Source organism: Lysinibacillus sp. PWR01 (genome assembly GCF_043359455.1).
GTDB lineage: Bacteria > Bacillota > Bacilli > Bacillales_A > Planococcaceae > Lysinibacillus > Lysinibacillus fusiformis_F.
In genome coordinates this window covers 38,720-53,687 of sequence record NZ_JBHERJ010000074.1, presented here as the reverse complement: position 1 = coordinate 53,687, position 14,968 = coordinate 38,720, and the positions used below count along the sequence as shown (strand labels likewise).

Sequence of the window (14,968 nt, the reverse complement as noted above, 5' to 3'; positions counted from 1 at the left end):
ATTGACAGTAACACTAAGACCCTCTTAAGAAAATGGTCTTAAGAGGGTTCATATTTGGGTTTAATGGGCTGGGGCCAATTGCTTTTCGATAATAGAGCGATTTTTCTCTTTAAATAGTTCATTATGTGAGGACACCATGCCATGACGATAGGCGGTCGGTTCTAAATACGTTTTAATGGAGTTGACCGCATTGGCTGCATCCTGGAATGTTCCAAGTAGCAAATTGATTTTTCCATCAAACGATAAAATATCACCTGCCGCAAAAATACCAGGCTGTGCCGTTTCGCCAGTTGCTTTTCCTTCAAAATAATAATCATCCTTTTTTGGAAGGGCAATGGCCTCATCAAATGCAAGAGATGCCTCACGATTATAGCCGTGACTGACGATTACCTCATCGATTTGACGAGTATAGCTTTGCTTCGTTATCGTATTTTCACATGTCACTAATTGAATAGCGGTTTTATCAGCATTCGCGGAAAGCTTTGTAATCGATGTATTACACTCAATACGCACACCTGCATCCAGTGCTTCCTGTACAGTGGCTTCATGAGCGGATAAATTCTCTTTGCGGTAAACCACCGTCACGCTTTTGGCAATCGGACTTAACTCAACAGCCCAATCAATGGCTGCATTGCCACCACCTGAGATCATGATATCCTTATCGACAAAACGTTTATACGATTGCACAGTGTAATGTAAATTTGACATTTCATATTTTTCAGCGCCCTCAAGTGTTAGCTTTTGAGGATTAATAATGCCACCACCAACAGCGAGCAGCACCGTTTTAGAATAATGTTTTTCACCAGTTGCTGTATGTATCACAAAAATATCATCGTGACGTTCAATCAAATCTACTTTTGTATCTGTCAAAATAGTAGGATCGAATGTTTTGGCTTGCTCGATTAATTGTTTGACAAATTGTTCGCCTAACACAGGAGGATGCCCCCCAATATCCCATATCAGCTTTTCGGGATAAAGTAGTACTTTTCCGCCAAGCTGTGATTGGCTTTCTAGTAATTTTGTTTTTAAACCACGTAAACCACTATAAAAGGCACTATATAAGCCAGCTGGGCCTCCGCCAATAATTGTCACATCATACACATGCTGCATTTTTATTGCCACATCCTTAATAAATAGTAAAAAAGTAATTGACAAAATCTTATCAAAAAACTAGACTAATTCTAGTGATAATGATTATCATTTTAAGCTTTGAATATCATAGCATGGAAAGAAGTAAAAAGAAAGTGAGGGTCCGATTTGCGTTTAGAAGTTGAATCGATTCGTGTTGGTTATGAGAATAAAACAATTGTGCATGACTTATCGCTGCAAATTCCCGATGGCAAAATAACAACAATCATTGGTTCAAATGGTTGTGGAAAATCAACCTTATTAAAGGCCATCACACGGATTTTAAAGCATGAGAGTGGACAGGTCATATTAGATGGTCAAAATATTTCCAAGATGAACACAAAAGAATTGGCAAAAGAGCTGGCAATCTTACCACAGAGTCCAGAAAGTGCACATGGTTTAACAGTGGAAGAGCTTGTATCCTACGGTCGATTTCCTTATCAAAAGGGCTTCGGTAATTTATCACAAAAAGATAAAGATGTGATTGGCTGGGCTTTACAGGTAACCAAAACAGAAGAATTCCGTTTACAAACTGTAGATGCTTTATCTGGTGGACAACGTCAGCGCGTATGGATTGCGATGGCATTGGCCCAAGAAACCGACATTATCTTTTTAGATGAACCGACAACTTATTTAGATATGGCTCATCAGCTAGAAGTTTTAGAGCTGCTTTACAAACTGAATGAAGAACAGGGGCGCACCATTGTCATGGTACTCCATGATTTAAATCAAGCGGCACGTTTTTCAGATTATATTGTAGCGCTCTCACAGGGTGAGCTTGTAAAATTCGGAACGGCTGAAGAAGTGATGGTTCCAGAAGTATTGAAAAAAGTATTTAATATTGATGCAGTCATTGGCAAAGATCCACGAACAAACAAACCAATGTGCATTACATATGACTTATTACAAACCGTTTAAAGGGAGAATAACAATGAAAAAGTGGCTATTACCAATGTTTATGATGCTTGTCCTAGTACTTGCAGCATGTGGCAATAAGGAAGAAAAAACAGAGAAGGCTGATGAAGGCTCAAAAGAAGAAACATCAGCAGAATCAATCACATATCAATCAGAGTCAGGTCCTGTTGAAGTACCAGCAAATCCGAAACGTGTAGTTGTACTATCTTCTTTTGTAGGAAGCTTATTACAGCTTGATGTGAATGTTGTTGGTGTAGATGCATGGGCAGCAAAAAATCCAAACTTCGAAGACGCGATTAAAGATGCTGTCGTAGTTGAAAATACAGATATTGAAAAAATTCTTGAGCTAGAACCAGATTTAATTATTGGCTTAAATGGGATTGAAAATGCTGATAAATTAGCAGAAATCGCGCCAACAGTATTATTTACGTATGGTAAAGTTGACTATTTACAGCAGTTCATTGAAATCGGTAAAGTTGTGAATAAAGAAAAAGAAGCAACTGCATGGGTAGAAGATTTTAAAACACGCGCAGCAGAAGCTGGTAAAAAAATTAAAGAAAAAATCGGTGAAGATGCGACTGTAACAGTGGCAGAAAACTTCAATAAACAGTTCTATATTTATGGCGATAACTGGGGCCGTGGAACAGAGATTTTATATCAAGAAATGGGCTTGAAAATGCCTGAAAAAGTAAAAGAAACAGCGTTAGAGCCTGGCTACTATGCTATTTCTCAAGAAGTTTTAGGGGAATACGCTGGTGACTATGTGATCTTCAGTATGTTCCAAGATCAAGATAATTCCTTTACAGATGCAGCGTGGTTTAAAGATTTAGAAGCAGTGAAAAATGGTCATTTATTTGAAGTGAATGCAAATGCCTTTTACTTCAACGACCCTATCACATTAGAACATCAACTGAAGTTCTTTGAAGAGAAATTTTTACAATAATTAGTAGAGAGTAGCGAAGGCAAATGACAAAGTTTCGAAAGCTTCCATTTTGGCTTCAAGTATTGCTAGCATTGCTTGTATTAATTGGCACTGCTAGTATCTCGCTGTGCTTAGGGGCAGCGAATACTAGCATTCAAGATGTCTTTCAAGCAATTGTTGGTCAAAGTGGTGGCAAACATTACACGATTTTACGTGAAATTCGATTTCCGCGTATCATTGCAGCTATTTTTGTTGGGAGTGCCCTCGCTGTCGCTGGGGCGATTATGCAAGGGGTTACACGAAATCCATTAGCTGATCCAGGGCTGCTTGGTTTAACAGCAGGGGCAAATGCTGCCCTTGCTTTAACGATGGCATTTATTCCGAAGTTCTCGTATTATACGTTAATTTTAGCCTGCTTTGTTGGGGCTGGTATTGGTATGATGATTGTTTATGGGATTGGTGCCTCTACTAAAAAAGGCTTTTCTCCGTTGAAGCTTGTTTTGGCTGGTGCGGCTGTCACGGCATTATTACAGGCAATCGCAGAAGGAACAGGCATTTTATTTCAAATTTCCAAAGATGTTTCGATGTGGACAAGTGGCGGTTTTATTGGCACAACATGGCAGGCATTATTAATCGTTCCTGTTATTATCATCGGTCTACTCCTATCATTTGCTTTCAGTCGTCAATTAACGATTTTAAGCTTAAATGAGGAAGTAGCTGTGGGAGTTGGACAAAACACCACGTTCGTAAAAGGCATCATGATGTTTGTGGTGGTTATTCTGGCTGGCTCTGCTGTGGCCCTTGTCGGGAATCTAGCTTTCGTTGGCTTAATGGTGCCGCATATTGTCCGCGCGTTTGTAGGGACAGACTATCGCTTTGTCTTACCAATGAGCGCCATTGTAGGTGGCTGGTTTATGGTATTGGCTGATTTTGCAGGTCGCATGATTAACGCACCTTATGAAACGCCAGTTGTGGCCATTATTTCGATTATAGGTCTTCCATTCTTCCTACTCTTAGTGCGGAAGGGAGGACGTCAATTTGTTTAAAGAAGGTCGAAAAAAACAACGGAAATGGTTGTTCATTTGGCTAGTGGTCACCTTATTCATTTTTGTGATGGGGATTTCATTAGGTGCCGCATCCGTATCTTTTGATCGAATTATCCCGACCTTGTTGGGCGATGGTAGTTTTAAAGAGTCGTTCGTGCTATTTTCCGTTCGTTTACCAAGAATGTTTGTGCTAGCGGCTGCGGGTATGGCATTAGCGCTGGCGGGTGCCGTATTGCAGGGCGTGACCCGCAATGATTTAGCGGACCCAGGGATTATTGGCATTAGTGCCGGGGCAGGTGTTGGGATCACAGTCTTTTATTTGCTAGTAAATGGCGACCTTCCTCACTTTGCCTATATTTTACCGATTGTCGGCTTTTGTAGTGCCTTAGTGACAGCCCTGTGCATTTACTTTTTCTCTTATCAACGAAATAAGGGCGTACATCCTGTGCAGTTTATTTTAGTAGGGGTTGGCGTAGCATCCGCCTTATCAGGGGTCATGATGGTGTTAATTTCCTCTGCTGAGCGTAGTGATGTACAATTTATTGCACAATGGCTAGCCGGAAATGTGTGGGGCACAGATTGGCCATTTTTCTGGGCGTTAGTGCCTTGGCTTGTACTGGGTATCCCGTACATTTTCTATAAAGCGAATGTGTTAAATGTCTTGGCCATGACGGAGCAAACAGCAGTCGGCCTCGGTATGAATATTGGGCGAGAACGTTTGCGATTATTAATTGTCGCCGTTGCGCTAGCGGCAGCTGCTGTATCGGTAACAGGTGGTGTAGCCTTCATCGGTTTGATGGCTCCGCATATTGCGAAACAGCTTGTTGGCCCGCGCTATCAATTCTTTTTACCACTGACCTTATTCATTGGTGCAAGCTTGCTAATGCTGGCTGATACCATTGGGCGTGTAGCCATTGCAAGTGCAACAGTTCCTGCTGGTATTGTTGTTGCGTTTATTGGCGCACCCTACTTCCTGTATTTATTGCGGAAGAATGTGTAGAAACGTATTAGCAAACGTTAGTTGTTGCTCCAAAGAACAGTCTTTCGATCTACTAAAAATTGTGAAAAATTGATTTTGCAATATCTATCTTTTAAGTTTTTGAGAACCTCATTTGTTGAGGTTCTTTTTTTATATAATCAGGGCAGGAGGTGAATACATGATTCTATTAGCACGACAACCATCGGATTCACAGAAAATACTAGAGGTGATGCTACGAAGATTGCCGCAGACGCAAAATGACTACGCCTATTATAGTGAACGATTGAGCCGTGTCCAAGCAGGGCTTGCTGGCGAACAGCGTGTCGATGCAGAATGGCTTGAGATCGATTTACCAACCCCCCATTATTTTCTCCATGATTTTCAAACCACGAATGGCTTCGGCTCTACCCATCAAATGGACACCATTTTTCTCTGTCCCCATTTTTTACTCATCCTAGAAATCAAAAATATAACAGGAAATCTCTCATATGATGCCTCTTTTGCACAGTTTACACGTACGACCATGGATGGCACGGTGGAAGGAATGGCTAATCCATTTGTTCAGCTGGAGCGACATGTGGTTTGGATGAAAAAACTGTTCCAGCGAGAACGTATCGATTTACCTGTTGTTCATGCGGTTGTACTGGCAACGAAAAATGGCATTTTAACAAAGGGGTTTGAGGGGCAACCTATATTTCATGTGACAGGGTTACGATTTTATTTCCAAAAATGGATAGAGCGGCATCATCCTAGAGAAAGCGTAGATCTTTTACGATTGGCGAACCTTCTATTATCCCTACACACGAAGTTGAAAAAAGAGGTAGAGCTGCCGCTTCAGGAAATGGTGAAAGGTGTGTTATGTCCACAATGTGGTACGGGACAGCGATTAAAGTATCACTATAAAAAATGGATTTGCCCACGCTGTGGATTGGTGGATCGAGAAGCGCTGATGCGAACCCTGGAAGATTACCGATTACTAGTCGGGCAGCAGGTAACCAATCGAAGCTTCCGCGAATTCTTTGGCATTGACTCGCCCGATTTAGCGTACAAGTTGTTACAGCAACTCCCTTTGCAAGCAGAAGGTGTCAAAAAACATAGGAAGTACTGGATTATGGAATAAGGATTTTAAAAACTAAGCAACTCATTCAAGCGGTCTGAATGAGTTGCTTTCATAGTTTTTGAGGTGGATAGAGTGGAGGATACGCAATAAGTTAGTGGATAGAGAAGGGAAAGTAGCGGATAGAACGTGAGAAGTGGCGGATACAGCAGAGAAAGTGGAGGATACGCAATAAGTAGGTGGATAGAAAAGGGAAAGTAGCGGATAGAACGTGAGAAGTGGAGGATACAACAGAGAAAGTGGAGGATACGCAATAAGTAGGTGGATAGAGAAGGGAAAGTAGCGGATAGAACGCGAGAAGTGGAGGATACAGCAGAGAAAGTGGCGGATACACGCATCAAGATGAGGGATGGAGTCTCCGAAAAGTACGCTGAATCCACCTCCTTTCTAAGCGAGGGTTCGCTTATTTCCTACTAGACAAATAGAGTTTTTAGGTATATAGTTAGCTAGGCTAACTAGTTTAAAAGGAAGTGATAGTGTGACAATTGAACAGGAATTTTTTAATCAGTACCGCTTAATGTATCGGCCATTTATTAATCAGCTGAATGTACAGCTTGAACCCTATCAGTTATATAGCTCGCAGTGGGCAGTGCTTCGTTTCTTGAATGATAGGGGGCCACATTCATTTGTAGATATCGCGAACTTCATGTCTATAGAGAAGCCAAGTGTCACGAAGCTTGTACATAAACTTGTGGAGCTGGGCTATGTGGAAACGATGGCAGGTAAGGATAAGCGTGAAAAGCTTGTACACCTATCAAAGCATGGAGAAGAGCTTGTGCAGGAAATAAAGTCGCATTTGAGTCCGTTTTTTGAGCAGGCACTGGCAGGTGTGCCTAAGCAAGATATTGACATTGCGACACAGGTTTTAGCAAGAATTTGTATGAATATCAATCAATAGGAGAGAGTAACGTGGAAGCAACCAGAAAGAAACTATGGACAAAGGATTTTTTAATTGTCTCACTTATTAATTTTACCATTACGTTAATCTTTTATTTATTAATGGTGACGATTGCGGCTTATGCGGTGGAGCATTTTAATGCCTCTACAAGTACAGCAGGGCTTGTATCGAGTATTTTTATTATCGGGACACTATTAGGACGTCTTGGGACAGGGCGTATTATTGGTGACTGGGGTAGCAAAAAAACATTATTTTGCGGACTGCTATTATTTATGTTGTCAACGATGTCTTATTTTATAGCAGGCAGTCTACCGCTGCTGATGATCAATCGTTTAATACAGGGGATTGCACTAGGAATTGCCAGTACAGCTACAGGTACGATTATTGCACAAATTTTACCAGCAGAGCGTCGTGGGGAAGGGATTGGTTATTATAGCCTAAGTGCGATTTTAGCCACAGCCATTGGCCCATTTGTCGGCATATTATTAACACAGCTGTTTGAAGATTATCGTATGATCTTTGCAGTCGATTCTGTTTTAGCTATTATTTGTTTCTTTATGTATTTCATGGTGACCGTGCCAGATGCACCGAAAAAAGCGAAGGATACAGCTGTGAAGGCTGGCTTTAAAGTGACGAACTTTATTGAAATGCGCGCAGTACCGATTGCCTTTGTGGCACTTGTGATTGGCTTTGCGTATTCAGGTGTCATGTCATTTATGACGTTTTATGCAAAGGAGCTAGATTTAGTATCAGCAGGTAGCTACTTCTTTATTATCTATGCCATTGTTATTTTGGCGACACGTCCATTTACAGGGAAATTGCTTGATACAAGAGGGGCGAATATTATTATTTATCCTTGCTTAGTGTTGTTTGCAATTGGCATGTATGCCTTTAGCTCAGCAACAACTACGATCGCCTTTTTAATCGCTGCGGCTTGTATCGGAATTGGCTATGGGAACTTCAACTCAGTGGCGCAGGCGATTGCCATCAAAGTAACACCAAATGAGCGTTTAGGACTTGCGACATCTACGTATTTTATTTTTTATGATCTAGGCTTAGGTGTCGGGCCTTATTTCTTAGGCTTATTTGTACCTTCTATGGGCTACGGCTCGATTTTCTTTTCGATGGTCTTTGTCATTTTAGTGTCGATTGTGCTTTATTACTTCTTACATGGAAAGCATGAAAATTTGAAACAAGCAAAAATTTTGTAGATTAGAATCATTATATTGTGGAAAAAACGTCTTTTTTCTAGTTGTTTGTAAAGATCAACTGAAAAATGACGTTTTTTTCTAATTAAAAAAATAGTTGTTGCAATGGATGCTGATAATCATTATCATCACAAATATAAACTAATTCGGAAGTAGGTAAGAAGTATGAAAAACAAATCAATTTTGTCGGTATTAGTAGCAGGAGGCATTTTAATGGCTGGCTGTGGCAATACAGAAGAAGTAAAAAAAGAGGACAAGCCAGCAACAGAGCAGGCAGAGCAAGCAACACAAGAGGTGGATTTATCTGCTGAACTATCAGCCTATCAACAATTTGCGTTAGAGCAAATGGATCAATTTTTACTAGATACAGAGAAGTTTGTGAATCTATTTAAGGCAGGCGATATTGAGGGAGCAAAAGCGGCTTATGCGCCAGCGCGTATGTATTTTGAACGTTCAGAGCCAATCGCGGAAAGCTTTGGTGATCTTGACCCTCGTATTGATGGACGTTTAGCGGACATCCAAGAAGAAGGTAAAGGTGAGGAAGAATGGTCAGGGTACCATAAACTTGAGTATGCACTATGGGAAGAGAATACAACAAAAGGCTATGAGGCTGTAGCAGATCAACTGCTTGCAGATGCGAAGGAATTACATGCCCTTGTGCAAACGGTTGAAGTGACACCTGACTTAATGATTACAGGTGCAGTCGATTTATTAAACGAAGTATCAACATCTAAAATTACAGGTGAGGAAGAAATTTACTCTCATACAGACCTGTATGATTTTAAAGCAAATATTGAAGGCGCAGAAAAAATCTTTGAAATTTTACGTTCAAAATTAGAAGCGAAAGATTCAGCATTAGTGTCAACACTTGATGAAAAATTCAAAGCAGTGGACGATTTATTGGCACAACATGCAACGGCTGATGGTGGTTACGTATCCTACGAGGAATTAACGGAAGAAAACACGAAAGCACTTGCGGCAGCAGTGAATCAGCTTGGAGAACCATTAAGTCAAATGGGGATCATTTTGGAGTGAACATAAAAAATGACAACGTCAAATGAAGAAAAATTCATTAATAAAAAAATCTCTAGACGTGATATGTTAAAGCTAACAGGCATCGGTGTGGCAGGTGTTGCCATCGGTGCCTCTGGCTTGGGTGGTGTCATGAAAGCAATGGGCTATGATGTCTTTGAGACAGTAGCAGATAGCACGACGGCTAGCAATAAGGTCAATTTCTATGGCAAGCATCAGTCGGGTATCGTGACACCTGTTCAAACGAATATTTATTTTGCTTCTTTAGATGTGCTAGTGACATCGAAGAAGGAACTACAAGAGTTGTTCCAGCAATGGACACCTCTTGTTGTGCGTTTAATGAATGGTGAAGTCATGGTTGATGTTTCGACGAATACAAGAGTGCCCACTGGGGATACAGGAGAGGCAGAGGGCTTAGATGCTGCTAATCTATCCATTACCTTTGGTGTCGGGCCTTCATTATTCGATAAACTCGGGATGCAACATGTAAAACCAGCAGAGCTAAAGGATTTACCACATTTCCCTAAAGATCAGCTACAGAAAGAATATACAGGTGGTGATTTGTGTATTCAGGCTTGTGCAGATGATCCGCAGGTGGCCTTCCATGCTGTGCGTAATCTCGTACGAGCTGCTTCGGGTAAAGTGGAGATTAAATGGTCACAGGCAGGCTTCAACTCGTTCCCAGCAGGTGGTGGGACACCTCGAAACCTCTTTGCGTTCAAGGACGGTACGGTAAATCCAGCCATTACAGATGAAAAAGACTTAAATGAGGTCGTGTGGGTGGATAAAGGCTGGCTAAAGGGCGGCTCTTATTTAATCGCGCGAAAAGTTCAAATGCATCTTGAAACATGGGACCGCACATCACTGAAAGATCAAGAGGCTACATTTGGTCGTTATCGTGACAGTGGCGCAGCATTTGGCAAAACAAAGGAATTCGATGATTTTGATGTAGAGGCAAAGGATGATAAGGGCAATTATGTTATGCCTGATACATCACATGTGCATTTGGCACGGAAATCAGGTGCGCGTGTTTTGCGACGCTCTTATTCCTATGCATCGGGCGTGATGTCCAATACAGGAGCCCATGATGCGGGCCTTATCTTTATCTCTTTTCAAAAAGACCCAGCCCAATTTACAACGATCCAAAATAGCTTAGGGCGTATGGATAAAATGAATGAGTACATTACCCATCGAGGCAGTGCCGTGTTTGCATGCTTCCCTGGTGTACAAAAGGGGAGTTATTTAGGTGAAGCACTTTTTAACGCGCTGTAGTATCATAATCGCCTTAATTCTGACTTTAGCTCTACCTGTGCAAGCTGCACAATCCTATAGTCATCTCTATATTGCCATTAGTGATGCATTGATGAATACAAAGCAGGATAAAGAGGCGGAGGCCAAGCAGGCACTTGAACAATTTGCTGCGGATTGGGCTAAGGTTTCTTCAGAGCAAAAAGAAGCCAAAACAAAGGTTGATGAAATCCTTGCGCAAGCTACTGAAGCGACATCCAAAGACGAGCGTTTAGAGGCGCTATCAGCACTGTCGAATGCATTGCGTGCCTTAGAAAAGCTTGAAAATCCAGTGGATGAAGCGGCACAGCGAGCAGAGTTTGGGCAAAAGTTTAAGCCGATTATGGCAGACTTTGAAAAAGCTTTAGCAAGTGGTGACATTCAGGCCATTGAGGAAGCCTACAAGGATTTTAATATTAAATGGAATAAAAATGAGCGACCTGTGCGTGAGCAAAGTATTGCGATGTATGGGCAAATCGAAACACAAATGGCGTTTCTCCGTATTGCCATTTCGGCAGAGGCGCCAGATATCGCCCTGATGCAATCGCAATTTGCAGATTTACAGCAAACGATTGAGGATTTTGTAGCTGGTAAAGAAACAGCTGAAGTGGTTGAAGGGGACTATTCGTTAGCAACATTGATTGCTTATATCGATGAGGCAAAGGACTTTGTAGATGCTGGTGATTATCAGGCGGCTTCTGATAAAATACGAGAGTTTATTACCATTTGGCCAAGTGTAGAAATTGAAATTTCCACACGTAATGGTAGTCTTTATACGAAAATCGAAAGTGATATGCCGATTATTGCGAGCGACTTATTAAAATCCAACGTCGATCAGCAAGCAATTACAAAAAAATTAAATGCTTTCCGTACTGAAATTGAGCTGATTCAGGGGGATTCCGATTACACTATTTGGGACGCTGCGTTAATTTTACTACGTGAAGGGCTAGAGGCATTACTCATTATTTTAGCCTTAGTGTCATTCCTCAATAAATCAGGACAGAACAAGATGCGCAAATGGATCTATGTTGGCGCATTTGTCGGCGTTTTATTATCAGCCGTTGCTGCCATCCTTATGTCGACGATTTTGAATTCAGCAACGATTGATACGAATCGAGAATTAATGGAAGGGTATGTAGGGTTAGTTGCTGCAGCGATGATGATCGGTGTTGGTATCTGGCTGCATAGCAAATCAAGTGTAGTCAGCTGGAACCGCTACATTTCCAAACAAATGGGCAATGCCATTTCGAGTGGCTCTATTTTTGCGATGGCTATGATTAGTTTTTTATCGGTCTTCCGTGAAGGTGCAGAAACACTGGTCTTTTATGCGGGGATTGCACCAAAAATGGAAACGTCGCAGTTTATTCTTGGAATTGTAGTGGCACTGGTCATTCTTGCTGTACTGGCAGTCGTGTTATTTAAAGCAAGTGGCAAAATTCCCATTCATAAATTCTTTGCAGTAGCAACCGTTTTAATTTACGTTTTAGCCTTTAAAATTATTGGTGTCAGTCTGCACACATTGCAACTCACAGATAATCTGTCCACAACCATTGTTGATGGCATACCTGTTATTAGCTTCATTGGTTTTTATCCAACAGTGGAAACGATCATTGGCCAAGCTATTTTACTCGTGTTAGTGGCAGCGACTGTGCTTTATAAAAAGAAACAAGCCTAATGAAAAAGGGTAGATGACCGTAAAACGCCATCTACCTTTTTTAATGCCAATGGGCTGGTCGTTTAATATAGGAAGGTAATTTAGTCGAACGATCCCCCTGTGCGGCATTGATCTGCATTTGAGTTAAAAACAGACTTGTCGAAAGGTCAGCACCGCGCAAATTGGCATCTCGTAAATCGGCCCCGATGAAATCAACTCCTTGTAAATTCGCATTTTGAAGATTAGCTGCAATTAAGTAACTCCCCCTTAGATCAGTCGCTCGTAAATCCTTGCCTTTTAAATTTTTGCCCATCCAATCAGCTCCACGCTGATTCATTTTGCTAGCAGTCTTTCCCTTTACGCTAAGCTGACGAATTTGCTCACTTGTTTGGAGCAATAGTGCATTGATCGGCATACGAATCGCTACCATATCCAGTGCTAATAAGGCATCAGCCTCTAGTGCTGTTGTCTGCTGTAGCAGCTCCAATTGGGCTAGGAGTTGCTCATAAAGCGTATTATCCACCTGATAGGATAATGCCTCCGCTACATAAGCAATCATTTCGTAAAGCTGTTCCATGATGGGAAAAACGCGAAACATCTTGTTAGCATGCTCACGAGAATGTCGCCAATCCTGTCCATGAAATGTCACCTGTGAAACCTGCTGTCCTGCGCCTAAGCAATCAAAAACGGTACAGCCCTTAAAGCCTGTTTCTCTCAGCTGGCTATGAATGTGACAGCTATAGTCACCCTGCAAATTAGGACATGGCGTGCCTGCTGGCTTATTAATCGCAAAATCGCTGGAAGCCACGATATTTAAAGCGGTACAGCATAAACCAAAACAGCTTTGACAATCTGCCTGTAGGCTTTGTCGGATTTTTGTACCAACTGTTGTCTCTTTCTTTGTCTGATTAGACATTCTCATTTTCCTCTCTAATCTTTTCCATTTAATTATTATTTTAACACTATCAGGCTAGCAGTTAAAATAGAGAGCAAACTGTATTTTGAAAGATAGTAGGGGATATGGTATTCTTCTTCAAAAGAGTTGTAAAGAAAAGTGGTGGTGGAACATGGGGTAACGGTCAATGAATTATTACAATTGCCATCCTTTCGAGGGGCAGAGGTGTTAACGGGTACAGATAATCTGCATCGTACCGTATCATCCTTATCTGTACTAGAGGTATCGAATGTTGATTTTTATTCGAAAATTATTAACCGTGTGCAGGAGGAATGGTATGCAGAGGAGCTTGTCATTAGCTCTTTTTACTCCATTCGAGATAGCGTGGAGCAACAATGTGAAACGATTCAGCATTTACATGATTTAGGAGAGCTAGGTCTGATTTTGTATTATGTCGGCATTGTATTGCCCGATATTCCAGAAGAAGTGCTGACGTTAGCGGAGGCGCAAGGGTTTATTATCATTTGTATGCCAAGAAATGATTATTCACTGCGCTACAATGAGGTTATTTATGAGGTCATGGAAGCCATCGTTAGTAATCAAGGCGTAAATGATCATTTTGTCAAAGAGACATTAGAAAAGGTATCGTTACTGCCTGAGCATTTAAGAAGTGTTGAAATTACACTGAAAATGCTTTCGGATCGTTTGAAAGCCAATATCGTGCTCACGAATAGTCAGTTTGAAATTGTGAACCAGGTGATGTGGCCTCGAAATTCATCATTAGATGTGGCGAATGTGATTGAAGAATGCTCTCAATCCAATTTCCATCGAGAAACGGGCAAGCTAGAGCTACAAAGAAGTGATGTCTCTTGTGTCGTGGACTATAAAAGAGTGCATCAAAAAAATGGCGAGCCGCTATTTTTATTCTTAATAAAGGAAAATACAAAACTGCCCGCTAAGACGATTGAAAAGGTAAGTGAGGTTGTACAAGTAGCCATAAATTTATGGGGAGATAAGCATGATGAGGTAAGTGAATACGCCCTAGTCAAAGCCATTATTAATGATGAAGGGGAGAAAATGAGACGGTTAGCCAATCTCCTTCATATTGATGTTTCCGCCATTCAAATGATGTGGCTTGTCTACATGCATGATTTAGCAGACGAAAAAAGAATTCGCGATGAATTGGAAGAACAGCTTTCCAAGTATTATCAAACAAGAGTGATCCAATGCATTGACCATTGTATGATCGTGCTGGTAGGGAATTGCTTTTATAAGCATCATGAGTTTGAAATTGCCATCGAATATAGTGAAACGACCCAGTATGATGCACAAATCGCAGAAATTGTTTATGCACCTAAAATGAGAAATACAAAGTCTGTTCGTCAAATGTATCAATTGGTCAATCAGGTGGGGGACAAGGCTCATACCATTTACCCAATGCGAAAATTGTTTACAGCAGCGGAAGTTCGCTCTATGAAAAGGGCCATTGATGTCAGTAAGCAGGGCGAGGAAATGATTGAGGAATACTTGTCTGTGATAGAACCCATTTTACGTGATCAGGATGCCTTGCAGACATTGATAACCTTTTTATTAGATGCAAACGCTAGTGTGGAGCGCTGTGCAGAGCTCCTTTATATTCATAAAAACACGGTGAAATATCGCATTAAAAAAATTAGTGAGCTGATTGGCACGGATGTTACCGTGTACTCGGAATTTTATGATGCCTATATGGCTTGCATGCTATATCGATTGATTAATGATTAGAATAATCTGAAATTTTGTCATTTTGAACAAAATTTCAGATTATTTTTTTCATTTACGCAAAAGACTCGTGCCCTTCCTTTCTTTTATAATTAAAAACATTAATCCATCACCCCAATAAGGAGG

The 14,968-nt window shown here is 41.1% G+C and carries 13 protein-coding genes; 11 read left to right on the top strand and 2 right to left on the bottom strand.

The annotated features are described in order from the left end of the window. Positions 1-60 precede the first annotated feature (60 nt). A complete protein-coding gene (locus ACEVFT_RS16610) occupies positions 61-1,110 on the bottom strand; it encodes an NAD(P)/FAD-dependent oxidoreductase (RefSeq protein ID WP_342443249.1) in 1,050 nt (349 codons plus the stop codon). 147 nt (positions 1,111-1,257) lie between these two features. Between ACEVFT_RS16610 and ACEVFT_RS16605 the strand changes: the two genes are divergently transcribed. From ACEVFT_RS16605 to ACEVFT_RS16560, 10 genes are all read left to right on the top strand, one after another. Next, a complete protein-coding gene (locus ACEVFT_RS16605) occupies positions 1,258-2,046 on the top strand; it encodes an ABC transporter ATP-binding protein (protein ID WP_342443250.1) in 789 nt (262 codons plus the stop codon). A 13-nt stretch (positions 2,047-2,059) separates the two neighbouring features. Then, a complete protein-coding gene (locus tag ACEVFT_RS16600; RefSeq protein WP_393950783.1) occupies positions 2,060-2,986 on the top strand; it encodes an iron-hydroxamate ABC transporter substrate-binding protein in 927 nt (308 codons plus the stop codon). A gap of 23 nt (positions 2,987-3,009) precedes the next feature. Further along, positions 3,010-4,011: a FecCD family ABC transporter permease gene (locus tag ACEVFT_RS16595; RefSeq protein ID WP_205442766.1), complete on the top strand. Its 1,002-nt coding sequence runs from the start codon at positions 3,010-3,012 to the stop codon at positions 4,009-4,011. Then, positions 4,004-5,011, top strand: coding sequence for a FecCD family ABC transporter permease (locus ACEVFT_RS16590; RefSeq protein ID WP_342443252.1), 1,008 nt, complete (start codon positions 4,004-4,006; stop codon positions 5,009-5,011). Before ACEVFT_RS16595 ends, ACEVFT_RS16590 begins: the two co-directional genes overlap by 8 nt. Before the next feature lie 157 nt (positions 5,012-5,168). After that, the gene (locus ACEVFT_RS16585) at positions 5,169-6,110 is read left to right on the top strand and encodes a nuclease-related domain-containing protein (RefSeq protein ID WP_393950782.1); all 942 of its coding nucleotides are present in this window, start codon (positions 5,169-5,171) and stop codon (positions 6,108-6,110) included. 475 nt (positions 6,111-6,585) lie between these two features. Next, positions 6,586-7,005 carry a MarR family winged helix-turn-helix transcriptional regulator gene (locus ACEVFT_RS16580; RefSeq protein WP_205442771.1) on the top strand — a complete coding sequence of 140 codons (420 nt, stop codon included), beginning with the start codon at positions 6,586-6,588 and terminating at the stop codon, positions 7,003-7,005. A gap of 11 nt (positions 7,006-7,016) precedes the next feature. Continuing rightward, entirely contained in the window at positions 7,017-8,216 is a 1,200-nt protein-coding gene (locus ACEVFT_RS16575) for an MFS transporter (protein ID WP_393950781.1), read from the top strand. Positions 8,217-8,378: 162 nt separating this feature from the next. Beyond that, positions 8,379-9,248 (top strand): iron uptake system protein EfeO, encoded by an 870-nt coding sequence (gene efeO / locus ACEVFT_RS16570; RefSeq protein WP_342443256.1) that lies wholly within the window; start codon positions 8,379-8,381, stop codon positions 9,246-9,248. Positions 9,249-9,257: 9 nt separating this feature from the next. Continuing rightward, positions 9,258-10,517 carry an iron uptake transporter deferrochelatase/peroxidase subunit gene (gene efeB / locus ACEVFT_RS16565; protein WP_342443257.1) on the top strand — a complete coding sequence of 420 codons (1,260 nt, stop codon included), beginning with the start codon at positions 9,258-9,260 and terminating at the stop codon, positions 10,515-10,517. After that, on the top strand, positions 10,492-12,207 hold the full coding sequence (locus ACEVFT_RS16560; protein WP_393950780.1) for an FTR1 family iron permease: 1,716 nt from the start codon (positions 10,492-10,494) through the stop codon (positions 12,205-12,207). The genes efeB and ACEVFT_RS16560 overlap by 26 nt, the downstream gene beginning before the upstream one ends. A gap of 40 nt (positions 12,208-12,247) precedes the next feature. Here ACEVFT_RS16560 and ACEVFT_RS16555 read toward each other — a convergent pair whose 3' ends face one another. Then, positions 12,248-13,102 carry a pentapeptide repeat-containing protein gene (locus tag ACEVFT_RS16555; protein WP_393950779.1) on the bottom strand — a complete coding sequence of 285 codons (855 nt, stop codon included), beginning with the start codon at positions 13,100-13,102 and terminating at the stop codon, positions 12,248-12,250. A 141-nt stretch (positions 13,103-13,243) separates the two neighbouring features. On the opposite strand from ACEVFT_RS16555, the gene ACEVFT_RS16550 reads away from it, so the two are divergent. Next, the gene (locus ACEVFT_RS16550; protein ID WP_393950778.1) at positions 13,244-14,845 is read left to right on the top strand and encodes a PucR family transcriptional regulator; all 1,602 of its coding nucleotides are present in this window, start codon (positions 13,244-13,246) and stop codon (positions 14,843-14,845) included. Positions 14,846-14,968 lie beyond the last annotated feature (123 nt).

What these genes read in the sequence shown, in the direction of transcription:
- ACEVFT_RS16610 (WP_342443249.1), bottom strand. Translation starts at nt 1,110, where the DNA reads ATGCAGCATGTGTATGATGTGACAATTATTGGCGGAGGCCCAGCTGGC.
- ACEVFT_RS16600 (WP_393950783.1), top strand. Translation starts at nt 2,060, where the DNA reads ATGAAAAAGTGGCTATTACCAATGTTTATGATGCTTGTCCTAGTACTT.
- ACEVFT_RS16595 (WP_205442766.1), top strand. Translation starts at nt 3,010, where the DNA reads ATGACAAAGTTTCGAAAGCTTCCATTTTGGCTTCAAGTATTGCTAGCA.
- ACEVFT_RS16585 (WP_393950782.1), top strand. Translation starts at nt 5,169, where the DNA reads ATGATTCTATTAGCACGACAACCATCGGATTCACAGAAAATACTAGAG.
- efeO (WP_342443256.1), top strand. Translation starts at nt 8,379, where the DNA reads ATGAAAAACAAATCAATTTTGTCGGTATTAGTAGCAGGAGGCATTTTA.
- efeB (WP_342443257.1), top strand. Translation starts at nt 9,258, where the DNA reads ATGACAACGTCAAATGAAGAAAAATTCATTAATAAAAAAATCTCTAGA.
- ACEVFT_RS16555 (WP_393950779.1), bottom strand. Translation starts at nt 13,102, where the DNA reads ATGTCTAATCAGACAAAGAAAGAGACAACAGTTGGTACAAAAATCCGA.